Annotated in this window: 19 protein-coding genes; 11 read left to right on the top strand and 8 right to left on the bottom strand. The window is 72.0% G+C overall.

Annotation, left to right across the window (positions count from 1 at the left end; all coding sequences use genetic code 11):
• Positions 1-45: 45 nt before the first annotated feature.
• Complete coding sequence (gene glyA, locus GRS48_RS08540) at positions 46-1,296, bottom strand: serine hydroxymethyltransferase (protein WP_159485489.1); 1,251 nt, start codon at positions 1,294-1,296, stop codon at positions 46-48.
• Between the two features lie 287 nt (positions 1,297-1,583).
• Between glyA and tbsP the strand changes: the two genes are divergently transcribed.
• The 3 genes from tbsP to GRS48_RS08525 all read left to right on the top strand — a co-directional run bounded on the left by tbsP (position 1,584) and on the right by GRS48_RS08525 (position 4,575).
• Positions 1,584-2,399: a transcriptional regulator TbsP gene (tbsP, locus tag GRS48_RS08535; RefSeq protein ID WP_159485487.1), complete on the top strand. Its 816-nt coding sequence runs from the start codon at positions 1,584-1,586 to the stop codon at positions 2,397-2,399.
• 47 nt (positions 2,400-2,446) lie between these two features.
• The gene (locus GRS48_RS08530) at positions 2,447-4,138 is read left to right on the top strand and encodes a YcaO-like family protein (RefSeq protein ID WP_159485485.1); all 1,692 of its coding nucleotides are present in this window, start codon (positions 2,447-2,449) and stop codon (positions 4,136-4,138) included.
• Positions 4,139-4,236: 98 nt separating this feature from the next.
• Entirely contained in the window at positions 4,237-4,575 is a 339-nt protein-coding gene (locus tag GRS48_RS08525; RefSeq protein ID WP_159485483.1) for a cupin domain-containing protein, read from the top strand.
• Between the two features lie 440 nt (positions 4,576-5,015).
• Here the strand turns inward: GRS48_RS08525 and GRS48_RS15385 are convergent, their stop codons facing one another.
• Positions 5,016-5,513 (bottom strand): hypothetical protein, encoded by a 498-nt coding sequence (locus GRS48_RS15385; protein WP_200840239.1) that lies wholly within the window; start codon positions 5,511-5,513, stop codon positions 5,016-5,018.
• Between the two features lie 72 nt (positions 5,514-5,585).
• On the opposite strand from GRS48_RS15385, the gene GRS48_RS08515 reads away from it, so the two are divergent.
• The 7 genes from GRS48_RS08515 (at position 5,586) to GRS48_RS08485 (ending at position 14,800) form a co-directional block, all read left to right on the top strand.
• Positions 5,586-5,915 carry a BolA family protein gene (locus GRS48_RS08515; protein ID WP_159485481.1) on the top strand — a complete coding sequence of 110 codons (330 nt, stop codon included), beginning with the start codon at positions 5,586-5,588 and terminating at the stop codon, positions 5,913-5,915.
• A gap of 3 nt (positions 5,916-5,918) precedes the next feature.
• On the top strand, positions 5,919-6,335 hold the full coding sequence (locus tag GRS48_RS08510) for an EamA family transporter (RefSeq protein ID WP_159485479.1): 417 nt from the start codon (positions 5,919-5,921) through the stop codon (positions 6,333-6,335).
• Between the two features lie 160 nt (positions 6,336-6,495).
• On the top strand, positions 6,496-7,776 hold the full coding sequence (locus GRS48_RS08505) for an amidohydrolase (protein ID WP_159485477.1): 1,281 nt from the start codon (positions 6,496-6,498) through the stop codon (positions 7,774-7,776).
• Between the two features lie 125 nt (positions 7,777-7,901).
• Positions 7,902-8,549 carry a hypothetical protein gene (locus GRS48_RS08500; protein WP_159485475.1) on the top strand — a complete coding sequence of 216 codons (648 nt, stop codon included), beginning with the start codon at positions 7,902-7,904 and terminating at the stop codon, positions 8,547-8,549.
• A gap of 103 nt (positions 8,550-8,652) precedes the next feature.
• On the top strand, positions 8,653-9,672 hold the full coding sequence (locus GRS48_RS08495; protein WP_159485473.1) for a hypothetical protein: 1,020 nt from the start codon (positions 8,653-8,655) through the stop codon (positions 9,670-9,672).
• Positions 9,663-11,174, top strand: a complete 1,512-nt coding sequence (locus GRS48_RS08490) for a hypothetical protein (protein WP_159485471.1) — start codon at positions 9,663-9,665, stop codon at positions 11,172-11,174. The genes GRS48_RS08495 and GRS48_RS08490 overlap by 10 nt, the downstream gene beginning before the upstream one ends.
• The gene (locus GRS48_RS08485; RefSeq protein WP_159485469.1) at positions 11,171-14,800 is read left to right on the top strand and encodes a UvrD-helicase domain-containing protein; all 3,630 of its coding nucleotides are present in this window, start codon (positions 11,171-11,173) and stop codon (positions 14,798-14,800) included. The genes GRS48_RS08490 and GRS48_RS08485 overlap by 4 nt, the downstream gene beginning before the upstream one ends.
• A gap of 92 nt (positions 14,801-14,892) precedes the next feature.
• Here GRS48_RS08485 and GRS48_RS08480 read toward each other — a convergent pair whose 3' ends face one another.
• From GRS48_RS08480 to GRS48_RS08470, 3 genes are all read right to left on the bottom strand, one after another.
• Positions 14,893-16,221, bottom strand: coding sequence for an aspartate aminotransferase family protein (locus GRS48_RS08480; RefSeq protein ID WP_159485467.1), 1,329 nt, complete (start codon positions 16,219-16,221; stop codon positions 14,893-14,895).
• 165 nt (positions 16,222-16,386) lie between these two features.
• Positions 16,387-16,959: a SprT-like domain-containing protein gene (locus GRS48_RS08475; protein WP_200840234.1), complete on the bottom strand. Its 573-nt coding sequence runs from the start codon at positions 16,957-16,959 to the stop codon at positions 16,387-16,389.
• A 49-nt stretch (positions 16,960-17,008) separates the two neighbouring features.
• Entirely contained in the window at positions 17,009-18,136 is a 1,128-nt protein-coding gene (locus GRS48_RS08470; RefSeq protein ID WP_159485465.1) for a class II histone deacetylase, read from the bottom strand.
• A 182-nt stretch (positions 18,137-18,318) separates the two neighbouring features.
• Between GRS48_RS08470 and GRS48_RS08465 the strand changes: the two genes are divergently transcribed.
• Positions 18,319-19,452 (top strand): iron-containing alcohol dehydrogenase, encoded by a 1,134-nt coding sequence (locus tag GRS48_RS08465; RefSeq protein ID WP_159485463.1) that lies wholly within the window; start codon positions 18,319-18,321, stop codon positions 19,450-19,452.
• A gap of 38 nt (positions 19,453-19,490) precedes the next feature.
• Here the strand turns inward: GRS48_RS08465 and GRS48_RS08460 are convergent, their stop codons facing one another.
• From GRS48_RS08460 to GRS48_RS08450, 3 genes are all read right to left on the bottom strand, one after another.
• A complete protein-coding gene (locus GRS48_RS08460; protein WP_159485461.1) occupies positions 19,491-21,167 on the bottom strand; it encodes a thiamine pyrophosphate-binding protein in 1,677 nt (558 codons plus the stop codon).
• A 154-nt stretch (positions 21,168-21,321) separates the two neighbouring features.
• The gene (locus GRS48_RS08455) at positions 21,322-22,569 is read right to left on the bottom strand and encodes a Zn-dependent hydrolase (RefSeq protein WP_159485459.1); all 1,248 of its coding nucleotides are present in this window, start codon (positions 22,567-22,569) and stop codon (positions 21,322-21,324) included.
• Between the two features lie 81 nt (positions 22,570-22,650).
• Positions 22,651-23,262 (bottom strand): metal-dependent hydrolase, encoded by a 612-nt coding sequence (locus GRS48_RS08450; RefSeq protein WP_159485457.1) that lies wholly within the window; start codon positions 23,260-23,262, stop codon positions 22,651-22,653.
• Positions 23,263-23,328 lie beyond the last annotated feature (66 nt).

Genomic DNA, 23,328 nt, shown 5'->3' with positions numbered 1-23,328 from the left:
TCACGAACGGAGCGCGTACAACACCGAAAACGAACCGACCGCCGTCTACCGGGCGTACAGCGGGAACTCCTCGCAGAGCTCGACGACCCGTTCGCCGACCTCGTAGATGACGTCCTCGCTGTCGACGTCGTCGACGACGCGGTAGATGAGGTCGCCGACCTCCTCGATGGCGGTCTCGTCGAAGCCGCGGGTGGTGAGCCCCGCGGTCCCCGCGCGGATGCCGGAGGGATTGAACGGCGACCGCGTCTCGGCGGGGACGGTGTTCGCGTTGAGCACGACGCCGGCGGCCGCGAGCGCGTCCTCGGCGTCGCCGCCGGTCAGGTCCGGGTGCGACTCGCGGAGGTCGACCAACACGAGGTGGGTGTCGGTGCCGCCGGAGACGAGCTCGAGCCCGTGGTCGGCGAGGGTGTCGCCGAGCGTCCGCGCGTTGTCGACGACCGCCTGCGCGTACGTCTCGAACTCCGGTTCGAGCGCCTCCTTGAAGCCGACCGCCTTGCCGGCGATGTTGTGCATCAGGGGGCCGCCCTGCCCGCCGGGGAACACCGCCTTGTCGATGTCGTCGGCGTACTCGGCGTCACACATCACGATCCCGCCGCGGCCGGCGCGGATCGTCTTGTGCGTGGAGCCGGTGACGAAGTCGGCGACGCCGACCGGCGAGGGGTGAACGCCGGCCGCGACCAGCCCGGTGATGTGGGCGATGTCGGCGAGGTGGTACGCGTCGGCCGCGTCCGCGGCCGCCTGGATCTCCTCCCAGTCGACCGCGCGCGGGTACGCGGAGTAGCCGGAGACGACGATGTCGGGGTCGAACGCTTCGGCCATCTCGCGGAGCCCCTCGTAGTCGATCCGGCCCGTCTCCGGGTCGACCTCGTACTGCTCGACGTCGTAGATCTGCCCGGTGAAGTTGGCCGGGTGACCGTGCGACAGGTGGCCGCCGTGGTTCAGATCGAGCGAGAGGATCCGGTCGCCCGGGTCCAACATCGCGTAGTAGACGGCCTGGTTCGCCTGCGTCCCGGAGTGCGGCTGCACGTTGACGTGATCCGCGCCCCACAGCTCCGTCGCGCGCTCGACGGCGAGCGTCTCGACCTCGTCGGCGTACTCACAGCCGGCGTAGTAGCGTGCGCCGGGGTACCCCTCGGCGTACTTGTTGGTGAGGACGCTGCCCTGGGCCTCCAGGACGGCCTCGCTGACGTGGTTCTCGCTGGCGATCATCGCGAGCGTCTCCTCCTGTCGGTCCCGCTCGCCGGTCAGGGCGTCGGCGACTTCCGGGTCGACCTCGCGAACCTCGTCGTAGTCCATACGCGTGTGCGTGCGTGACTGCACAATAAGCCTGTCCGTCCGCCGTCCCCACACGAGCCGTCCAGTGCTCTAACACGGCCTGTCCAGTGCTCCAACACTCGGTTCTCCCGACCACGAACGATGGGGATCCGGGCGACGTTCGTGCCCGATTCGGGGCCCTCGAATCGGTCGTGCGGCCAAAACACACGATCGGCCGAATTCGAGGGTTTCGAGGCCCATACCGGAGTTGTTCACTGTGTATGTCCCGTTAATATTAAATACATATCTGATCTTTACAGACACGACAAATGGTATCGAATCTATTGGAGACTGACGTCGAGGGGATCCTCGAAACGGCGTTCTCCGGAACGGACGGGGAGCTGCTCGTCGTCGACCCCTCGGCGGGGACGATCGTTTCCCTCGTCGAGGCGGCGCTCGCGCGGGACGACCTCCCGTCGATGTCGATGCTCGCCGACGAGCGCGTGTTGAAGGACGTAATGGACGACTTCCTCGTCGCCTCGAAGGCGGCCGACCTCGTCTCCGACGGGGCGCTCTCGATCCGGCTCCTCCCCGAGAACGCCGACAACGCGCTGTTCGTCTCCGAGTCCCGCGTGCTGGCGCTCGTGAGTTCGGGCGACCACGTCGCCGCGCTCTCCTCCGAGGACGACGAGTTCGTCGCGGAAGTGTTCGACGCGTACCGGACGGCGTTCGACGACGCCGAGGAGTACCACCTCCGGACCCCGCCGATCAGCGTCGTCAGGGAGACGATGGAGGCCGAGATCGGCGAGTCGGCCCGCGAGGACTTCGACCGCGTGCTGGCGTCGATGGACGCCGCCCGCGGCGACGGCGAGGGGCTCGACGAGGTGACCGTGGCGCTGCTCGTCGCCGCGAAGAACGACGTCCTGCTGTACGACATCTCGAAGTGGGGCGAGGACGTCGGGATCGCCTCGAAGGCGACGTTTTCCCGGACGAAGACCCGGCTGGAGGACATGGGGGTCATCGACACCGAGAAGGTCCCCATCGACGTCGGCCGCCCGCGGCTCCGCCTGAAGATCGGCGACGAGGACCTGCTGGGCCTCGACGCCGAGGCGCTCGCGGAGGCTGCCACGCGCGTGCTGAACTGACGGCGAGTCTCCCCGGGCTTTTTTCCCCCACCCGTCGTGGGGCGGGCATGGACATCGGATTGGTCGGCGACGGTCCCGCCGTCGACGCCGTGGCGGCCGCGCTCGGTGACGTCGACGTGAACGTCATGCGGGTCGAGCGTGGGCTGTTGGACGGCTTCGACCTCGCCGTCGTGGTCGACACGGCGGGCTCGGAGACCTTCGCGACGGCGGACGAACTGCTCGACCGCTGGATCGCGGTCGAGGTCGGCGGGCTCGGCGGGGTGCCGCTCCCCGAGGTCGACGCCGGCGTGACCGTCTTCGACGACGCCTGTTACGACTGTCTCCGCGCCCGGGTCACGAGCGGGGAGCCGGACGCCGCCCCCGAACCCAGGGGGACGCGCTCCGCGGTCAGGTACGCGGGCGCGGTCGCCGGTCGCCGGACGATCCGGCTGCTCGCCGGAGATCCCGTCGCCGACACCGCCGTCGAGGTCCCCGGGCCGGAACGGACGCTGCTGCCGGTGCCGGGCTGTGGCTGCGGCCCCGAGCCGGGCGACGCGCTCCCGCGGGCACACGAGGACGTCCCGCTGTCGGAGGCGATCGGCCGCGCCGAGCGGGCGGTCGATCGGCGGGTCGGGCCGCTGCGAGAGGTCGGCGAACAGTCGTCGTTTCCGGTGCCGTACTACGTCGCCGCGCTCGCCGACACCACGCCGTTCTCCGACGTCCGCGCGGCCGAATTCGCCGGCGGCGTCGACGCGGGCTGGGACGGCGCGTTCATGAAGGCGCTCGGGGAGGGGTTAGAGCGGTACGCCGCCGGCGTCTACCGCGAGCGGTCGTTCACCACGGCGACGGCCGCAGACGTCCCGAACCCGGTCACTCCCGACGCCTTCGTTCGGCCCGACGGGATGGCGGCGTACGACCCCGACGACCGGCTCCCGTGGACGACGGGCGCGGACCTCGCCACCGGCGATCCGGTCTCCCTGCCGGCGGAGTTCGTTCGCTTCCCGCCGCCGGAAAAGCGGTATCGCCCGGCGATCACGACCGGGCTCGGGCTCGGGTCTTCCGGGCCGGACGCGGCGCTCTCGGGACTGTACGAGGCGATCGAGCGCGACGCGACGATGACGAGCTGGTACTCGACGACGGAGCCGCTCGGGCTCGAGGTCGACGACGAGGGGTTCACCGAGCTGACGAAGCGGGCGCGCGCGGAGTCGCTGTCGGTGACGCCGCTGCTCGTGACCACCGACGTCGACGTCCCGGTGGTCGCGGTCGGCGTCCACCGCGACGGGGAGTGGCCGCGGTTCGCCGCGGGATCCGGCGCGGACCTCGACCCGGCGGCCGCCGCGCGGAGCGCGCTCGCGGAGGCGCTCCAGAACTGGACGGAGCTCCGGTCGATGGGGCCCGAGACCGCGGCGGAGGGGAGCGCCGCCATCGGTCGACACGCCGACTTCCCCGAGGCCACGCGGGCGTTCTTCGACCCCGACGCGTCGGTCCCGCTGGCGGGGCTCGGTGAGCCGGCCCTCGACGGGGCGGACGAGCTCGCGGCCGTCGTCGACCGGGTCGGGGCGGTCGGGCTCGACGCGTACGTCGCGCGAACGACCACCCGGGACCTGGTGGCGCTCGGCTTCGAGGCGGTCCGCGTCCTCGTGCCGCGCGCACAGCCGCTGTTCACGGGGGACCCGTTCTTCGGCGACCGCGCGCGGGCGGTTCCGGAGTCGATGGGGTTCGAGCCCGTCCTCGACCGGACGTATCACCCGTTCCCGTGAGCCAGCGGTCCGTCCCGGTGACATCGCCGCCCGTTCCCCGGACGCCGCTGTCCGTCCCGCGACCCGACTTTTAAGGCATCGCCCGACGCGATGGATGCATGGACGTAGTTCCCGACGACGAGGTCGAGGCGGTCGAGGCGGTCGATGGCGTGCACCTGACGCAGGGCGCGGCGGGCGAGAACGCCAGCATCCAGCGCTTTTATATCGAGCCCGGCGCGGAAGTGCCGGTCCACGACCACCCACACGAGCAGGTCGGCACGGTGACGCAGGGGACGCTCACGTTCGTCGTCGACGACGAGGACGTCCCCGTCCACGCGGGCGACACCTTCGCCATCCCCGGCGACGAGCCGCACGGCGCGGTCAACCGCGGCGACGTCCCCGTCGAGGGGTTCGACGTGTTCTCCCCCGCCCGGCCGAACCCCGACTGGGGCGAGTAAGGACGGCGCGTCACCCGCGGGACTTTATAAGTGGTCGCGAAAAGCGCGACCGGTTTTATAAACCATCCAGGAGCGTCGCGACCGGATTTATAAGCTCCAACCGGCGTGACTAACCATGCCACGTCGGCGCGCGCGGCTTCCGGGGGCGACCGCCGGGAGCCCCCGAGCGCGTGCGAGGGAGTCGCGGCCCCGTCGCCGAGCGGTGCCGGCGACGGGGCCGCGACGAGGTTGGGGAGGCGTGAGGTGCGGTGGCTGGGCGTCCGCGACCACAGTCTGTCCGCCTGATCGCGCGTCGACGGTTCGGTCCGTGTCAATCGAGCGTACGACCATGGGCGGACGCTTATAAGCGATCGTCGAACCCCCGAATACGCTTATAAGTGACCGACCCTCGCCGGCCGCATCGAAAACCACCCGCTCCGCGGCCCGGTTCCGGGTAACGGCTACCCGCGAACGACGGCCCGGACGGCGACCGACGGCGACGGGTCCCGCCAGACGAACGCGCCGTCGACGACCGCGAACGCCTCGATCCGGACGACGAGCCGCGTCCCGCCGAGCGTGGCCCGGAGCACCGGTCCGGTCGACGTGACGGTGACGTACGGGGGACCGGCCACCGGCGGGGCCGCCATCGTCCCGCCGGCGGCGTCGACGAGGTCGGGCAGGAGCGCCGCGAACGCCTCGAGGAGGCCGGCCCGGTCGAGTGCGGCCCGGAGCGCCGATCGCACCGCGCGCGACTCGCGCGTCGCGGGGTCGCCCCCGACGGTCGTCTCGAAGCCGGCCGCGACCGCCGCCGCGCAGTCGAGCGTCGCGGCGACCCGCTCGGAATGTGTGTCACAGAGCCGGTCGCGGGCCGCGTCGGCGTCGATCGAGAGGTCGCTCGAGGTGCCGACCGAAGGGTTGCTCGAGGTGCCGACCGAGGGGTCGCTTGGCGGATCGCTCACGGTCGACGCTGCGTCGGCTCGGGACAAACCGGTTGCGGTCCGTTTTTGGGCGCGCGGGTCGGTGTGACGTGTATGACCATCACCACCGACGAGGTCGCGGCGCTCATCGAGGACGGCATTCCGGACAGCGTCGCCCGCGTGACGGCCCCGCGTATCCACAACGACGAGGACGAGGACGCCCACTTCGCGGCGGTCGTCGTCTCGCCCGCCTTCGACGGCGACTCGCTCGTCGACCAGCACCAGCGCGTGTACGACGCCGTCGGCGACCACATGACGCGGGCGGTCCACGCGCTGGAGATCAAGACGTACACCCCGGCCGCGTACGCCGAACACGGCGACGGGAGCCTCGACGCGGCGCTCCGCGAGGCGGGGCTGCTCCCGGCCGACGGCGACGGGGCGTAGGCGATGAACCACCTCGTCGTCGTCCTCGCGCTCGTCGGCGCGCTCGCGTGGGGGTTCTGGGCGTTCTTCGCCGACATCGCGACGCGGTCGATGGCGCCCGAGGCGGCGATGGTCGTCTCCTACAGCGTCGGGATCGGCGTGGCGAGCCTCTACATCCTCTACCGGGGGACGAGCGTCCTCGGCAACGACCCGACCGCGATCGGCTTCGCCGCGCTCGCGGGGGTCGCCTCGGGGATCGGCGCGGTCGCCTACTACGGCGCGTTACAGGCCGGCGCGGCCGGCATCGCGACGACGGTCACCGCGATGTACTTCGTCGTCGCCGCCGTGCTCGGGGTCGCCTTCCTCGGCGACTCGCTGGCCGCGAGCGACGTCGCCGGGATCGCGGCCGCGGTCGTCGCCGTCGCGCTCATCGCGTACTGACTCGGGCGGACGGGTCACGTCGCGCTGTGACGCCGATCACCCCGCTCAGCACGCAGGTTACTCCGCCCAGCACGCAGGTCACGCTGCCCGACGCGCTGGCGGCGACGGCCGACGCCACGGGGGACGTTATATACTGCCGTGTCATATCGCCGCCAACCCGATGTCCCACGACGTCCGCAACCGACTCTCCGCGCTCCGTCGGGCGTTCCACCGCCACCCGGAGCCCGCCTGGTGTGAGTTCCGCACGACGGCCCGGATCGTCGCGGAGCTCGAGCGGATCGGGGTCGACGAGCTGATCGTCGGTCGCGACGCGCTCGCCTCCGAACACCGGATGGCGGTGCCACCGTCGGAGACGATCCACGAGTGGCGCGACCGGGCGGCCGACGCCGGCGTCCCGACCGCCGTCCTCGACGCGACCGCCGACGGGCACACCGGCGTGGTCGCGACGGTCCACGCGGGCGACGGGCCGTCGGTCGCGCTCCGCGCCGACATGGACGCGGTCTCGATCCCGGAGTCGACGGAGCCCGGCCACCGCCCGGCGGACGAGGGGTTTCGGTCGGAGACGGACGGGTACATGCACGCCTGCGGCCACGACGCCCACCCGGCCGTCGCGCTCGGCGTCCTCGAAGCCGTCGTGGCGAGCGACTTCTCCGGGACGTTCACGGTCCTCTTCCAGCCGGCCGAGGAGGTCGCCGGCGGCGGCAAGCCGCTCGCGGAGGGCGGGTCCGTCGACGACGTCGACTACCTGCTCGCGTTCCACCTCGGGCTCGGCTACCCGACGGGGACGGTCGTCGCGGGCGCGACGGAGCCGCTCGCGATGGCCCACATCACCGCGACGTTCGAGGGTGCGAGCGCGCACGCGGGGAAGGACCCCAGCGGCGGGACGAACGCGATGCAGGCGATGACGACGGCGGTCCAGAACGCGTACGGGATCGCCAGACACGGCGACGGGATGACCCGCGTGAACTTCGGCCGCGTCGAGGGCGGGAGCGCGAGCAACGTCATCGCCGAGGAGGTGACGCTCGACGGCGAGGTCCGCGGCGGGACGACCGCGCTGATGGAGTACACGCGTGCGGAGCTCGAACGGGTGCTGTACGCCGCCGCCGAGCTCCACGACTGCGACGTGGTGATCCGACGGATCAGCGAGTCGATCAGCGTCGACAGCGACCCGACGCTCGCGGGGCTCGTCGCCGACGTCGCCCGGGACGTGCCCGCGATCGACACCGTCGTGCCGGCGGCCCCGCTCGGCGCGAGCGAGGACGCGACGTTCCTGATGGACCGCGTCCACGCGAACGGGGGTCGGTCCTCGTACCTCGTGATCGGGACCGACCACTCGACCTCACACCACACGCCGACGTTCGACGTCGACGAGTGCTCGCTCGACGTCGCGGTCGAGGTGCTGACGGACGTCGTCTCGTCGATCGGCGAGCGACGGCCGTGACCGGTGGAAACGACGGCGGCCCGCGGCGCGGAGACCGTGATCGGCAGGGACGATGACGGCCCGCGGCGCGGCGACCGTGAGATCCGACCACAAACATTAATCCCGTGAGCCCCCGCGTTTCGGGTATGTCACAGGACGAGGTGCCCCCGTCGCTCGAAACGGCGGCCGACGCCGAGCGTCCCCGCGGGATCTTGACCCCCTCGGACCGCGACTTCCTCCTCGGGCGGAAGACCGACTACACCGAACACTCCAAAAAGCAGAAGCGCAACCGGATCCGTCGCCGGGTCCGCAACGCGGTCCTCGATTTCAGCATCCTCTACGAGTGTCTCGAGGACCGCGACCGCAAGACGGTGTTCGACCCGGACGACGAGGACCGCGAGGCGTACACGCAGGGGATCACCGACATGCTCGCGTTCCTCCACCTCGGGACGATGGGCTACGTCACTCCGTTCAAGGACATGCTCTCGGAGGGCGTCTCGAAGTCCGAACAGCGGCTCGCCGGCTCAGACTACCGGATGGTCACCGTCGAGTTCAACGTCGATCCGGTCGGACAGATCGACGTCGACGAGGTGATCGCGAAGATCGAGGCCGACGAGTTCGAGCGGATCACCGACGAGGAACTCCGCGCGTTCGTGCGCCTGCTTACGATGTCCGAGGAGTTCAGTCCCCAGGACGCCCGCGAGGGGATCAACGCGCGCGTCGACGAGTTCGTCGCCGCCATCCGCGAGAGCGAGGACCGACGCGACCGCGCCGTCGAGGAACTCACCCGGTGAGTGACGCCCGAAGCGCTCGAAACACTTGGAATCCCCGGAACGCTCGGAACACCCGGAACCCCCGGAACGCTCGGAACGTCGGTCACGATCCCCGTTCACTACGATGGACACGTCCCCCCCACGAACGCGCTCGCTCCCCTTTTCCGTTCACGTCGGGTCCGCGGAAGCGATCTGGAACGACGCGTCGCGCGCGGCCGACCCGGCCCACCTCGTCGTCACGCCGGTCGACCTCCATCAGCGGAACGTCGAGGAGCGCCTCCGGGAGGCCGATCGACCCAAGAGCAGCCTGACGTTCCGCCGGATCCGCGGGCTCGCTGAGGACCTCGTCGGAGCGGCCGGCCGCCCCGCCTCTCCGCTCGACCGCGTCGACCGCCTCGCACTGATTCGGGAGGTGATCGACGCCGCCGAATCTGGCGACGTGGACGATGTGGACGACGGCAACGACAGGGAGCACGCGGACGACGCGGGCGGCACGGACGGCACGGACGACGCGGACGACGCAGACGACGCGAACGCGGTGTACGGCCGCCTCGCGGCGGTCATCGGTGATCCCGTGGAGAGCCACGTCGAGACGCTGGAGCGGACCCGAAGCGAGCTCGAACTCGTCACCGGCTTCGACCCGGACCGGATGTACGGGTTCGCGAGCCGCCTCGTCGACGAGGACGCGGGCCCCGGGTGGAAGGAAGACGCGGGCGATACTGACGCTGCACGCGACCCGGCCGTGACGGACACGCTCGCCCTCCTGGCCGGCGTCTCCCGGCTCCACGCCGATCTCCGGACGCAGCTCGACGCGGAGCGGCGCGACGGGCGGGGAACGCGTCGCGGCGAGCGCCCCGCCCGGGCCGTCTCCGAGACGAGCCTGCTGGCGCGGGCGACGCGAGCGGTCGCCGCGGACCCGACCGTCTGGGGCGACGCGTATCCGTCGATCGAGCGCCTCTCGATCGCCGGGACGAGCATGCTGACGGCCCCGCTCGAGGACTGCTGTCGCGTCGTCGGCGGCCGCACCGACGTCGACGTGCACGTTCACCTGCGGCCGGCGAGCGGGCCGGCGATCCGCGACCGGCTCGATCCGGAGCCGCCCACGGAGCGTCCGGGTACACAGGGGGTGTTCAGGTGGCGCTGAGCGACGAGGCGGGCGTGGAGAATGGAGGTGGCGGCGACGGGACCGACGGCAGCGAGACGGCCGACGGCACCGGCGAGACCGACGGCAGCGAGACGGCCGACGGCACCGGCGAGACCGACGGCAGCGAGACGGCCGACGGCACCGGCGGGACCGACGGCAACGACGGAGGCGACGACAGCGATCGAGGCGACCGTGAACCCCGGGGAGCGCTCGAACGAACGACGGTTCCGCCCGCGGTCGAACTCGTCTCCCGGACCCGGGCGGCGGAGGCGCGAGCCGCGATAGCGACGGTCGCGGGGCTCGTCTCCCGCGGCGTCTCGCCGAGCGACGTGCTCGTCACCGCTGTCGACGTCGACTCCTACGAGGACGCGCTCCGACGGGCCGCGGGACGATACGGGCTCACTCTCGCCGTGTGGTCGCCGTTGCGGCTGGTCCGGAGCGTCCCGTACCGGTTCGCCGAGACGACGATCGCGGCCCTCCGGGATCGCGATGCGGGGATCCACGTCGACGATCTCCGGGAGCCGCTCCGGCTCGGTTGGGTCCCCCCGCGAAACCCCGACCGCGGCCCGCTCGATCGCGCCGCGGTCGACGTCGTCGCTCGAGGGTTTCGCGGACAGCGGCACGCCCTCCCCGAGTGGAAGCGGCTGATCGCGGGATCCGAGGCTTCCCGGACGACGAAGCGACACTGGATGGCGTACCTCAACTGGCTCGACGCCGCGCCGGCCGCGCCGTCTCCCGGCGCGTTTCTCGACGTGCTGATCCCGGCCATGGAAGCGTACGACGACGCCGTCCTCCCGGACGCCGCCGACGGCCGGCCGGTCAGCGAGCTCGCGGAGACGCTTCGCGCGTTCGACCGGACCGCCGAGCTCCTCCGGACGGTCCGTAAGCGGTACGGCGACCGCCTCGCGACCGGCCGCATCGACCGTGGCTGGGCTCCGACCCACGAGCTCCTCGAGGCGCTCGCGCGAACGCTCCCCGGCCGACGGGAGCTGCCGACGGCCGCCGCCGTCGACGTGGTCGAGGCGAACGACGCCTGGGCGCTCGACGTCCCGTACGTCGTCGCCATCGGGCTCGTCGACGAAGAGTGGCCGCACGTCCCGACGTCGGCAGTTCCCTCGATCGCGCGGGCAGCGACCGTTCGACGGTCCGACGGAGGACGGGGATCGGGAGCGTCGCCGGTGCGACCCCACTCGACGTGGACGGACGCCCGCGCGCACGATCGGTTCGTCGGGGTGGTCGACGCCGCCGCGGAGCTCCTCGTCGTGACGCGGTTCGCGGCGGACGGCGACGGCGTCGAGCAGCGCCCCTCGCGGTTCCTCGACGACCTCGATCCCGTTCTCGACCGCGTCGCCGACGCGGAGCGGGCGGCGCTCGTCGCCGACCCGACCGCACTCCCCGAGTCGATCGCGACGCACGCGCCGGGGTCGCCTCCCGAGGGATCCACGTCCCCAGATGCCACCACGTCGCCGCCGCCTCACGCCGATCGGGAGGAGCGCGAATGAGCGATCCGCCGCGGCTCGACGACGGCCAACGGGCCGCCGTCGACGCCTATCTCGGGACGGAGCGCGGGCTCGTCACCCTCGCCAGCGTCCCCGGTGCGGGGAAGTCGACCGTCGCCGGGAAAGCGGTCGCGGCGGAGCTGCTCGATCGGACCGCCGCGGGCGACCCCCTCGCACACGAACGGGTCGTCTCGGCGTCGTTCTCGCGGGAGGACGCCGCCGACATCGTCCCGGACGTGACCGCGTGGCTCGACGCGCTGTACGAGCGCGGCGAGACCCCGGACTCGATCGACCGGGCGGACGTCGATCGACTGCAGGACGCGGTCCGCGCCGCGCCCCGCATCGGAACCGTCGACGGCGTCCTCCGGTCGGTGTTCGCGGACGTCGCCACCGCCGTCGGCTTCGACGCGATGCCGACCGTCGGGAACGCGGCGCTCGTCGAGCGCGTCCATCGCGACGCGTTCGACCGGCTCCTCGCGGACGACCGGTCGTGCGGCCCGATCGAGCGGATCCGTGAGGCGTACGAAACGACCGGGTCGCCCGTGGACGTCGGCGGGCTCCTTCGGCGATCCCTCGTCCTCTGTCGCCGGCACGGGATCGCCCCCGACGCGTTCGGCGACCGGCTGGCTGCCGCCGTCGCGGACAACTACGGGGGCGATGAGCCGACGGGCTTCGACGACGTGATCGAGGCCGTCGATCGGTACCGCGACCCCGAGACGGCCGCTCGGCTCCGAGCCGCGGACGCCCTCTCCGAGGCGGACCGCGAGGCCATCGCCGCGGCCGACCGGCGGCTCCACGCGGCGTGGCTCGACGCCGTCGACGACCTCGGCCGGCTCGTGGCGCGGTACGTCCCGGCGTACGACGACCGGTGTCGTGAGGTCGGCGCCGTCTCCCACCTCGACTGTGCCCACTGGGTCGACCGGTACTTCGACCGGCCGGCGTATCGAGGTCCCCGACGGGAGCGGCTTCGGGACCGGTATCACGCCGGGATCGGGAGCGTCGTGATCGACGAGGCACAGGACGTCAGCCGGGTCCAACACGACGCGCTCGCACACCTCGTCGACGACGCGACGCGGGTGCTGCTCGCGGGCGACCTCCAGCAGTGTATCTACCAGTGGCGCGACGCGACTCCGGAGCTGTTCGGTCGAGCGATCGAGACGGGCGACTACTTCGGCCGGCGCTGGTCCCCACACGTCGACGGGACGGCCGACCGGAACTACCGTTCGCGGCCCGGGATCGTTCGGTTCACGAACGCCGTCGCCGCACGGACCCTCGATCACCCCGAGCGCGGGGGGCTCGGCGACGTCCCCGCCCCGGTTCCCTCGCTGCACGCCGCCCGTGAGGTTCCCACCGACGCGGCGTCGCCCCCGCCGATCCACGTCGCCGCCTTCTCGCCGACGGGCGAGCCCGGACGCGACGGGTGGGTCGACCCGGAACGCGGCGGCCGCGAGGCCGCCGTCGTCGCCCGGTACGTCGCCGGCGCGCTCGCGAGCGGCCGGCTGACGGCCGACGACGGGGGGCGCCCCGGGATCACCGTCCTGTTCAGTCGCCGTCGGTACATGGACGCGTACGCGACCGCGTTCGAGGCGCGCGGGCTGACCGTCGCGAACGCGAGCGCCCACCTGTTCGAGACCCCGGTCGTCGAGGCCGTCGTCGACGTGGTCTCCTGGCTCGTCGACCCCACCGACCCGGAACGCACCGAGCGGCTCGTCACCGACTCCGCGCTCGCCACGGCGACCCTCCCCGACGAGCTCGCCGCGTTCGACTGGTCGGTTCGCGACGCCGCGGGGGCGGACGCGTTCACCGGAGGGGACGCCGAACTCGTCGCGGGGCTGGCCGGGCTCGTCACCGACGCCCGCGACCTCGCCGCGGATCCCGGCGCGGTCGTCGTCCGGGACGTGATCGATCGGCTGCGTCTCGAGGCCGACCCGTACGGGCTCGACCCCGACACGGGCCGCCGGCAGCGGCTCGCGACGTTGGACGCGCTCGTGGCGCTGATCGCGGACTGGGAGGACGGTGACCGCTACGGGCCGCGGGAGCTGTGTGCCCTCCTCGAACCGTTCCTCGCGGATCCGAGCACTGGCCCGACGCGCCCCCTCGCCGACCCGGACGCCGTCGACGTCGTGTTCTCGACGGTTCACGGGATGAAAGGCGATCAGGACGACGTGGTCGTCCTCGCGGACACCGCGCGACCGTTCGGGACGCGCCCGACCGACACGCGCCGGCTCGCGGTCGACGGCGACCGGGTCGCGCTCGCCCCGCCGGCGTCGGCCGTCGACGGCGACACGCCGGCGGTTCCCGGGGTGGCCGGCGGGCTGTTCACGCCGGACCCGTACGCCGACCGCCATGCCGGCCCCGGCGGCGACGGTGCGGGTAGCGTCGGCCTTCGATGGCAGGCCGAACACTGGCGATCGACTGCCGTGACGCAGGGGGAAACGACGGCGGACGCCGAGGCTCGGCTCGTCGGACCGCCGGTCCGACGAGGGGCGGCCGCCGCCGAGCGCTCGGAGGCGTGGCGGGTCCTCCACGTCGCGATCACCCGCGCCCGCGACCACCTCGTCGTTCCGCTTCCGCGAAACGACGACCGGCTGTCGGGACGCGACCACTGGGCACAGCCCCTGTTCGACGTTCTCGGGGCGGACGTCGTGTCGGCTCGGGGACACCACGAGGTCTCGCTGCCGGACGGGGACGGCGTGGACTGCCCGACACGGGTCGTCGTCAACGACGTCCCGCTCGACGCGGTCGTCGACGCCGTCGACGCACCCGAGTCGTCGACGGCCCACCCCTCACCGACCCCGTCGACTTCGTTGACCCCGCCGCTCCGTCGACTCGACGGCCCGGTTCCGACGGACGACGTCGACCGCGCGTGGATCCCCCGGTTCCTGAGCCCCAGCACGCTGGGGCCCCGCCTCGACGACCCGGCCGGAACGCTCGTCGCCGCGCTGCGCGGCGAGTCACCCCATACCGACGGGGAGACGGTCGCGGACGACCTCCCGCTCGCGTTCGCGGCCGTCACCACCGACGCCGTCGGTGACGTCGTTCACGCACTCGTGACCGCGCTCGTGCGGGCGGACGCCTCCGCCATGGCCCTCGCGAGTCCGTCGCCGGGGGCGGTCGCGGCCGTCGACGACGTCCTCGCGACGCATCGCGCGGTCGCCGACGCGTCCGACGCGGAACTCGCGGGGCTACGGACGTTCCTGCTCGAGTGGGTGCTGCCGGACCTCGCCGACTCCGCGTTGTGGGAGCGTGTCGAGCGCGCCGAGACGGTGTACACGGACGAGCCCCTGCAGGCGCTCGCACGCGTTCGCGGCGTCGACGTCGAACTGCAGGGCGAGGCGGACCTGCTGGTCGTCTCTCCGGACGGCACCCACCACGTCGAGGACGTGAAGGCGTCGCTGACGACGCCCTCGCCCGATCAGCGCCGTCGCTACCGGCTTCAGGTGGGCACGTACGCCTGGATACTCGGTCGACAGGTCGCCGACGACGTCGACGTCGTGCCGCGGGTGACGACGGTCGGGGTCGCCGCCGAGGAGTACGGCGTGGACTGGCCCGTCGGCGCGTGGACGCGGCTGGTCGGTCGGGCCGAACGGGATAGCCGATCCGAACCGGGCGGTCGGGCCGAGCGATAGCGTCGAAAACGGGGTCGGGGGTGTCGCCGTGAGGTCGGCGTGCCGCAGGCGTCGGGTCTGTCGAACGGTGTGTCGAACGGCCAGTCGACCGCTCAGTCGAACACGGCGCCGATCGCGTCGTCGAGGACGGAGACCGCCTCGTCGATCTGGTCCGCGTCGACACACAGCGGGGGGCTCAAGATGACCTGGACGTCGGGGCGGCCGCTCCCGAGGAGGACCCCGTTGTCGGCGGCGATCTCGCGGACCGCTTCGGCGGGGTTCTCGCCCTCCTCGATCCGGGGGTCGAAGAACGGGTCGCCCGTCTCGGGGTCGGTGAACTCGACGCTCCAGAGGAAGCCGCGGCCGTGGACGGAGCCGACGGCGTCGTGGCGGTCCTCCAGCACGGAGAGCTTCTCGCGGAACTCGCCCTGGAGGTCGCGGACGTTGTCGATCAGCCCGTCCTCGTAGGCGTCCATCGCACCGAGCCCGGCGGCACAGCCGACGGGGTGGCCCGCGAACGTCTGGCCGAGGTCCATCCCGGACTCGCCCAGCCAGCCGCCGATCTCGTCGTTGACGAGCACGCCGGCGAGCGGGACCGCCGCGCTCGTCACGCCCTTCGCGAACGTGATCATGTCCGGTTCGACGTCCTCGGTCTGGATCCCGAACCAGTCGCCACAGCGACCGAAGCCGGCGATGACCTCGTCGGAGATCAGGAGGATGTCGTACTCGTCACACAGCTCGCGGACGCGCTTGAAGTAACCCGGCGGGGCCGGGTACGCGCCGCTGGTGCCCGCGATCGGCTCCGTGAGGATCGCGGCGATCGAGTCCGGCCCCTCGTTGCGGATGACGAACTCGAGGTGTTCGGCGGCCTGCCGCCCGATCTCCTCGGGCGTGTCGCCGTCGAACGGCGACCGGTGAACCATCGGCGGGAGGAACTTCGCGGAGCCGGTCGCGGCCGCGTGCCGCTCGACGAGCCCGCGCGTCTGCGGGTCGCCGGTCAGGCTGGCCGCGCCGTACGTCGAGCCGTGGTACGAGCGCCAGCGGGTGAGCACCTTGCCCGATCCGGTGAACTCGCGGGCGATCTGGACGGCCGCCTCGTTCGCCTCGCTGCCCGTGATCGAGAAGTACACGTCGGACAGCCGGTCGGGGGCGACGTCGACGAGCCGCTCGGCGAGCTCCGTGCGCGTGTCGTTGCGCTTCGCCGAGGAGACGTACGCCACCCGCTCGAGCTGGTCGGTGATCGCTTCGACGATCCGGGGGTGTCCGTGCCCGGCGTTGACACAGTACAGCTGAGCGAGGAAGTCGAGATACTCCGTTCCGTCCTCGTCGTACACGTACGCGCCCGACCCGTCGACGATCGAGACCGGCTCGTCGCCGCCGTACCAGTGAGGGATCGACCCTCCGACCGACGCGACCGGATCTACCTCGGCATTGTGCGACATGTACACAGCGATCGACCACCAGGAGATAAATCTTTTCAGCGCCCCGTCGCGATTCGGTTCCGTGGATGCGTCGCGATTCGGTTCCGCGGATGCGTCGTGATTCGGTTCCGCGGATGTGTCGCGGCCCGGTTCCGCGGATCCGTCGCGGTCTGGTCCGCGGATCCGTCACTCGAGGTCCGCCGCCGTGAGGACGTCCCCGCCCTCCCCGCGGACGTCGACCGCAGTCGACTCGCACTGTCGACAGCGGAGCCGACCGTCGACGGCCGCGCGGACGGTTCGACAGCGGCGATAGCGCCCGCCGATGAACCCGCAGTTCGCACAGTGAAACCGGTAGGCGTAGTCGGCCGGCGTCACGTCGTAGTGTCGGCTACATCGCCCGGACAGTTCCAACGGGTCGACCCACCGCTCGAACGACGGGCCGTGACCGACCCGGACGTCCGCGGACTGGACCTGCCACACGTGGACGAGCTCGTGGCGGACCGTCTCGCGGATCGCGTCCGGCCCCCCGCGCTCGTCGGTCCGCGCCGACAGCCGGACCGTACAGTTCCCATCGCCGTCGCCGACGCAGACGCCGTGCGTCCGTCGCATCCGCGTGCTCGTCTCGAACGTGACGCGGTCGAGGTCGACGTGGGCGGCGGTGAGGGGCCACCGATCTCCCGAGATGACATCGTTGGCGTATCGCCGGGCGCGCTCGGAGAGGTCGTGTCCGTCACCCAGTGCCCCGGCCGGCCGGCTCACGTTCGGCTCCCCCGACGCGGCTCGGTCGCGGGGACGTCTCGATGCGAGCTCACACCGGCCAGAACTCGCCGTGGTGATCGCAAGCGCTCTCGACGGCGTCCTCGAGGGGCCCCGTCTCCTCTTCGAGCCACGCGAACGGATCGCCCGCACCGTGTTCCGGCAGGTCGAACGTCCGTCCGGTCGCGCCCTCGAGGACGCCGAGGGTCGCGAACGCGAGGTGGCTGACCTGGTAGCCGCCCTCCTGGAGGAGGGCGTACCGCCCGTCGGCGGTCGTCGCCGCCAGCTCCCGGGCGCGCGCGCCGAGCGTTCGAAAGCCGTCCCGAGTCACGACGTTCCGACCGAGCGGATCGGAGGGGCCCGGGTCCTGGCCGGCGCTGTACAGGATCAGGTCGGGATCGTACGCGGTGACGATCGGCTCGACCAGCCGCTCGAAGACGGCCTCGTACCCGCGGTCGCCGGTCCCCGGCGGCACCGGCACGTTGACCGTGTACCCCTCGCCGTCGTCGACGCCGACCTCCTCGAGGCCGCCCGTCTGCGGGTGGTACGTCGGGTCCCACGCCCCGTGGTCGTTGTGGACGCTGACGAAGAGGACGTCGTCGCGGTCCTCGAACACCTCCTGGGTCCCGTTGCCGTGGTGGACGTCCCAGTCGACGATCGCGACCCGATCGAGCCCGTCGGCGAGCGCGTGTCCGGCGGCGATCGCGGCGTTGTTGAGGAAGCAGAACCCGTCCGCCCGATCGCTTTGAGCGTGATGGCCGCTGGGCCGGGCGAGCGCGTACGGCGCTCCCGGCCGGTCGGTGAGGGCGTGGTCGGTGGCGGCGATCGCGGCCCCGGCGGCGTGTCGCGCCGCCTCGAACGTCGCGTCGTTGCCCGCGGTGGTCGTTCCGTCGACGTAGCCGCCGCCGTCCGCGGCGAACTCCCGGAGCCACGCGACGTAATCGGGGTCGTGGACGCGCTCGAGCGCCGATCGGGGGGCGGGGTCCGCGGCCGTGAACACCGCGGATCCGAACGTCTCCTCGACGACGCGTTTGACGTTTCGAACCCTCGCGGGACGGTCCGGGTGCGGTTCGTCCGTCGCGAGGAAGGGACACGACGGGAGCTTGAACGCGCCGTCCGGCGGTCGGTGTTTCAGGGTCGCCGGATGCCAGTAGACGGCAAGCGGGTGATCCTCTCGCATGGCTTGTCGGTACTGTGTGGGCGACCGTGATCACGGTGTCGGTACCGGACGCCGACACGCCGACGGGTCCGACTGAGCATCGCCGACGGATCCGGCCGAACGCCGACGGATCCGGCCGAACGCCGACATGCCAACGGATCCCGTCGGTACGTTTTACTGTCCCGGGGGTGTCCGTCGCAGCCGTGACCCCTCAACCGGAAGCCATCCCCGACGGGGTCGGGGACGGTCGACCCGACCCGCTTCGGATCGCCCCGAGCCGGTACGTGCTCGAAGCAGACGCGCTGGCGGACCTCGACCGCTACGTCGGGTCGCTGACCCATGCCCCGTCGGTCGAGGTGATCGCCGGCGAGACGGGCTTCGACGCCGTCCGCGACGACCTCGACCGCGCCCTCCGTCGCCTGGAGGCGGACGTCGAACACGCGACGTTCTCGGGGGAGTGTGCCCCCGAAACGATCGCCACGCACCGCGAACGGGTCGCGGCGCGGGACCCGGACGTGCTGATCGCCGTGGGCGGCGGCAAGGCGATCGACACGGCGAAGCTCGCCGCCGAGGGGATCTGCCCCGTCGTGGCGGTCCCGACGAGCGCCGCGACGTGTGCGGCGTGGTCCGCGCTGTCGATCTGTTACGAGTCGGACGGGACCTATCGGGGCGGGGTGCCGCTCTCGCGCTGCCCGGAGGCGGTCGTCGCGGACCTCGAGGTGATCGCCGACGCCCCCGCCCGGCTGCTCGCGAACGGCGTCATGGACGCCTCCGCGAAGTACTTCCTGACCCGGATGCTCGCGGGCGGGTCGCGGCCGACGGTCGGCTGGGCCGGCGGCGTCGCCGACGGAACCCATCTCGACGTCCTCCGGAGCGACGGGGCCGCGGCGTACGCGGACGCGAAGGCGAGCCGCGTCACCTCGGAACTGACGCGGGTCGTCGAGGCCGCGATCGCCGGCCCAGGCCTCGTCGGTGGCCTCCTCAGCGACCGTTCGTACCTCACGCTCCCTCACCTGTTCTGTTACTCCTCGCTGGACCACGGCTCCGTTCAGGAGGAATCGCTACACGGCGAGCGCGTCGCCTACGGCGTCGTGGCGTTACAGGTGCTGCTGGGCGACGCCGCGGCGGCCGACCCGCGCGAGCTCCTCGACTGGTACGGCTCGCTGGGTGCCGACCTGACGCTCCGTGGGCTGGGCGTCGACGACGTCGACGACGCCGTCGACCGCATCGCGCGGGACGTCGCTGACGGGCTCACGTACCAGTTCGTTCCGGCGGAGACGTCACACGAGGACGTCGCCGACGCGATCCGTCGAGTCGAGACGCTCTCGAACGGATAATCGCAGTCCGGACCGTCGTTCGGCCGTCGAGCCGCCGCTCAGTCGTGGATCGGCACGTCGAGGACGGCCACGCCGTCCGCCCGGCGTGCATCGTCGATCGCCGCGGCGATGCCGTCCGGGTCGTCGACCAACCGCCCGTCGGCCCCGTAGCTGCCGGCGTTCGCGGGGACGTCGAGCGGGGGCTCGAAGTCCATGGCGACGAAGTCGTGGTCCGCCTCGCTGCCGCCGAGCACCCGAAGCGTGTTGTCCTTGAGGATCCGGTAGTTCCGGTTGTCCGCGACCACCACCGTGAGGTCGACGCCGTGTCGCACCGCCGAGTAGATCGACTGCGGGTAGTAGAAGTACGAGCCGTCGCCGATGAACCCCACGACGTCGCGCGGCTCGGGCCGTTCTCCCTCGGCGATCGCCGCACCGACCGCCGCGGGGAGGCCGTACCCGAGCCCGCCGCTTTTCGTCGCGAGCCACTCCTCGGGGCCGGTGTCGACGTGCCAGCTCACCGCGCGACCGGCGGTGACGCCCTCGTTGACGATGAGCGCCCCGGACGCCGCTTCGCCCATCGCCGCCCCGAGCTCGCCCTTCGAAGCGCGCGGGTCGTCGGGGTCCGGGTCGGCCGGCCGCCGCGCGTCGCGGATCTCGGCGGCCCTCTCGCGGGCCTGCTCCCCGCGGGCGCGCCGATCGGCCTCGGGGACGCGGTCCTCGATCGCGGCCGCGAGCTCGGGGAGCACGCGACCGAGGTCGCCGAGCACCGAGGCGTCCGCGGGCCAGTTCTTCCCGAGCTCCCACCCGTCCGGGCCGAGCTGGACGATCGTCGCGTCGGGGAGGAGCGGCTCCTCGTGGTCGATCGACGTCGTCGCCGACCCACAGCCCACGAAGACGACGGTGTCGGTGTCGAGGGTCTCGGTGAAGCCCGACTCGGTTCCGGGGACCGTTCCGCCCCAGAGCGGGTGACCGCTCGGGAAGTTCGCCTCCGCGGTGATGTACTCGCCGTGGACCCGCGCGCCGCTCGCCTCCGCGAACGCGACGGCCCCCTCGATCGCGTCGGGACCGGATCGGGCGACTTCGTCGCCGATCACGACGACGGGCGCGGACGCCTCGGCGACGAGGTCGGCGGCGGCCGCGAGCGCGTCCGGGTCGCCGCGACCGGCGTCCGGGATCGGGCCGAGGCGCTGGACGTCGGCGGCGGGATCGGCGAGCATCACGTCGAGCGGGAGCCCCAGGAAGACCGGACCGGTGGGGGGCGTGAGCGCCTGTCGGACCGCCCGGCGGAGCATCGCGGGGAGGGCGTCCACGGAGGTGACCTCGGCGCTCCACTTCGTGTACTGGTCGACCATCGACGCGAGGTCGCCGTGGAGGATCGGCTCCTCGTGCTGGAAGCCGGTGCCGTAGTTGCCGGCGGTGACGAGCAGCGGCGCGCCCGAGAACGCCGCGCCGATGACGTTGCTGATCCCGTGGGCGAGGCCGGGGGCGACGTGGAGGTTCGCGACGCCGAGCGGGGTCACGTCGTCGTCGTGATGGGAGTGGTACCGTCGCGTGCTGGCGTAGCCGGCCGCCATGCCGACGGCGACGTCCTCGTGGAGGCCGAGGACGTACTCGATCGGGCTGTCGTCGGTCGCCTGCACGATCGGGAGCTCGGTGGTTCCGGGGTTGCCGAACAGGTGTGTCACGCCGTACTCCTCGAGCGCCCCGATCAGGTACTCCGCGCCGGTGTCGTACATGTCCGAAGGCACTCCCGGCCCGGGCAAATAGCTGCCCGTATCGGAACCGTCCCCGAGCCGTCCGGGTACTGCGGTCACCGAGTCTTCGGGACGGTCGCCGCCTACGAGCCGTCCGGACGATCGCCGCCTACGAGTTCTTCGGACCGCTCGTCGCCTACGAGTTCCCCGGGTGTTCGCCGTCAGCGAGCCGGATCGTCGCCTCCGCGAACAGCTCGGCCCCGGCGAGGACGTCGGTCCACTCGGTGAACTCCCGTTCGTTGTGCGTCTTCCCGTCGACGCTCGGGACGAACAGGAGGCCGGCATCGGTCACGTCCGCGAGGTACGACGCGTCGTGGCCCGCCCCGCCGATCATTCGGGTGTACGAGCAGCCGGCGGCGTCCGCGGAGCGCTCGAGGACGTCACAGACCTCCGGTGAGAACTCCGTGTGCGGGATGCGCCAGATCTCCTCCATCGTGTACGACGTCCCCTCCCGATCACACGCCGCCTCGATCTCCCGCTCGACGGCCTCGACGCCGGCCTGAACCGTCTCCTCGTCGTACGACCGCAGGTCGACGGTGAACGTCGCGGTGTCGGGGATGACGTTGATCGATCCGGGGGCGACCTCGAACTCGCCGACGGTCGTGACGACGTCGTCGTCGAGCCGGCCGGCGAGCCGTCGGACCGCGGTGACGACGTCGGCCGCGGCCACGAGCGCGTCGGCACGCGTGTACGTCGGCGACGGGCCGGCGTGGTCGGAGTCGCCGGAGATCGTGACGTCGAGCCAGCTCATCCCGAGGATCCCCTCGACGATGCCGATCTCGAGCCCACGGTCCTCCAGGACCGGCCCCTGCTCGACGTGGAGCTCCAGATACGCGTGCGGGTCCCGCTCCGCTCCGACCGGGGCGTCGCCGCGATATCCCGCCGCCTCGAGCGCCTCCGCGAGGGTGACGCCGTCGTCGTCGGCCGTGGAGAGGACCGTCTCGACGTCGTGTGCGCCAGTGTACGCGCCGCTCCCCATGAGCGCCGGTTTGAAGCGGGTCCCCTCCTCGTTGGTCCAGTTCACGACCTCGACGGGACGTCGCGTCTCGACGTCGTGGTCCGCCAACACTCGGACGGCCTCGAGCGCGCTGAGGACGCCGAGCTGGCCGTCGAACCGGCCGCCGCGCGGTTGCGAGTCGAGGTGTGACCCGATCAGCACCGGCGCGGCGTCCGGGTCCGTCCCCTCGCGCCGCCCGAACACGTTTCCGACTTCGTCGACCCGGACCGCGAGGTCGAGGTCCTCGAGGGCGTCGACGAACCGGTCGCGGACGCGAACGTCCGGTTCGGAGAGCGCGACCCGATGAAGCCCGCCCGCGTCCGTCGCCCCGATCTCGGAGAACGCCTCGAACGTCGACCGAAACCGTTTCTTGTCAATGAGTCCCATGTGCGTGGGGACCGGCCGACTCACTTATAAATTGGCGCTTCGCGGCCGCCCAGTTCCACTTCGCCCGAGGGACCGGTCCTGCTACGGATCGTCGTCGTGGTACCGTTCCGGAAGGTACGGCCGGACGCCCGCCGGGAGCCATCGTACCACCGCGGGAGCCGCCGCTGCGAGCCGTCGGCGGAGGGCGACGTACACGACCGCGACGCCGAGCGTCACGGACACGACGACCTGCAGCCACCCGTCGACGGCCCACAGGAGGGGCCCCGCCAACGACGCCGACAGCAACAGGTCCTCGGGGGACCCGTCGTAGCGGACGACCCGCCGCGCCGGGATCCAGCGTCCGTGGTAGTGGTCGTAGACCGCGTGGTCCGCGGTCGCTTCCCAGGGTCGCAGCTCCAGTCCGGCTCCGAACACGTCGGCCACACAGTGGAGCGCCGCTCCGAGCAGGAGGAACGCGATCGCGACGGTCGTCGCCGACGGCCACAGCGCCGCGATGGGCAGAGCGATCCCCGAAAACACGGTGTAGTAGACCGGGTAGTGAAGCGTCCGTCGGTGGCCGGCGTACAGGTCGAGGTCGGGGAGGACGCCGCCGAGGAAGCCGGCGAGGAACCCGACGGCCGCGAGCTCCGGTGCCACGACCAGCAGCGGGAGGGCCAGCGCCATTCCGGCGAGGGCGTGGGTCGGAAGCATCATCGTATCGGATAGCAGGCGACAGAACCGGATGAACGTGTCGACGCCACAGAACCGTTAACTAACGTC

Source organism: Halorubrum sp. JWXQ-INN 858, assembly GCF_009806985.1.
Taxonomy (GTDB): domain Archaea; phylum Halobacteriota; class Halobacteria; order Halobacteriales; family Haloferacaceae; genus Halorubrum.
The sequence above is the reverse complement of the archived record's forward strand: the minus strand, read 5'-3'. Positions and strand labels throughout refer to the sequence as shown.

Coding starts and splice junctions, on each gene's coding strand:
- GRS48_RS08470 (WP_159485465.1), bottom strand. CDS start 18,136: ATGCGAGAGGATCACCCGCTTGCCGTCTACTGGCATCCGGCGACCCTG.
- GRS48_RS08510 (WP_159485479.1), top strand. CDS start 5,919: ATGAACCACCTCGTCGTCGTCCTCGCGCTCGTCGGCGCGCTCGCGTGG.
- GRS48_RS08460 (WP_159485461.1), bottom strand. CDS start 21,167: ATGTACGACACCGGCGCGGAGTACCTGATCGGGGCGCTCGAGGAGTAC.
- GRS48_RS08495 (WP_159485473.1), top strand. CDS start 8,653: ATGGACACGTCCCCCCCACGAACGCGCTCGCTCCCCTTTTCCGTTCAC.
- GRS48_RS08455 (WP_159485459.1), bottom strand. CDS start 22,569: ATGGGACTCATTGACAAGAAACGGTTTCGGTCGACGTTCGAGGCGTTC.
- GRS48_RS08485 (WP_159485469.1), top strand. CDS start 11,171: ATGAGCGATCCGCCGCGGCTCGACGACGGCCAACGGGCCGCCGTCGAC.
- GRS48_RS08500 (WP_159485475.1), top strand. CDS start 7,902: ATGTCACAGGACGAGGTGCCCCCGTCGCTCGAAACGGCGGCCGACGCC.
- glyA (WP_159485489.1), bottom strand. CDS start 1,296: ATGGACTACGACGAGGTTCGCGAGGTCGACCCGGAAGTCGCCGACGCC.
- GRS48_RS08530 (WP_159485485.1), top strand. CDS start 2,447: ATGGACATCGGATTGGTCGGCGACGGTCCCGCCGTCGACGCCGTGGCG.
- GRS48_RS08505 (WP_159485477.1), top strand. CDS start 6,496: ATGTCCCACGACGTCCGCAACCGACTCTCCGCGCTCCGTCGGGCGTTC.
- tbsP (WP_159485487.1), top strand. CDS start 1,584: ATGGTATCGAATCTATTGGAGACTGACGTCGAGGGGATCCTCGAAACG.
- GRS48_RS08450 (WP_159485457.1), bottom strand. CDS start 23,262: ATGATGCTTCCGACCCACGCCCTCGCCGGAATGGCGCTGGCCCTCCCG.
- GRS48_RS08515 (WP_159485481.1), top strand. CDS start 5,586: ATGACCATCACCACCGACGAGGTCGCGGCGCTCATCGAGGACGGCATT.
- GRS48_RS08525 (WP_159485483.1), top strand. CDS start 4,237: ATGGACGTAGTTCCCGACGACGAGGTCGAGGCGGTCGAGGCGGTCGAT.
- GRS48_RS08480 (WP_159485467.1), bottom strand. CDS start 16,221: ATGTCGCACAATGCCGAGGTAGATCCGGTCGCGTCGGTCGGAGGGTCG.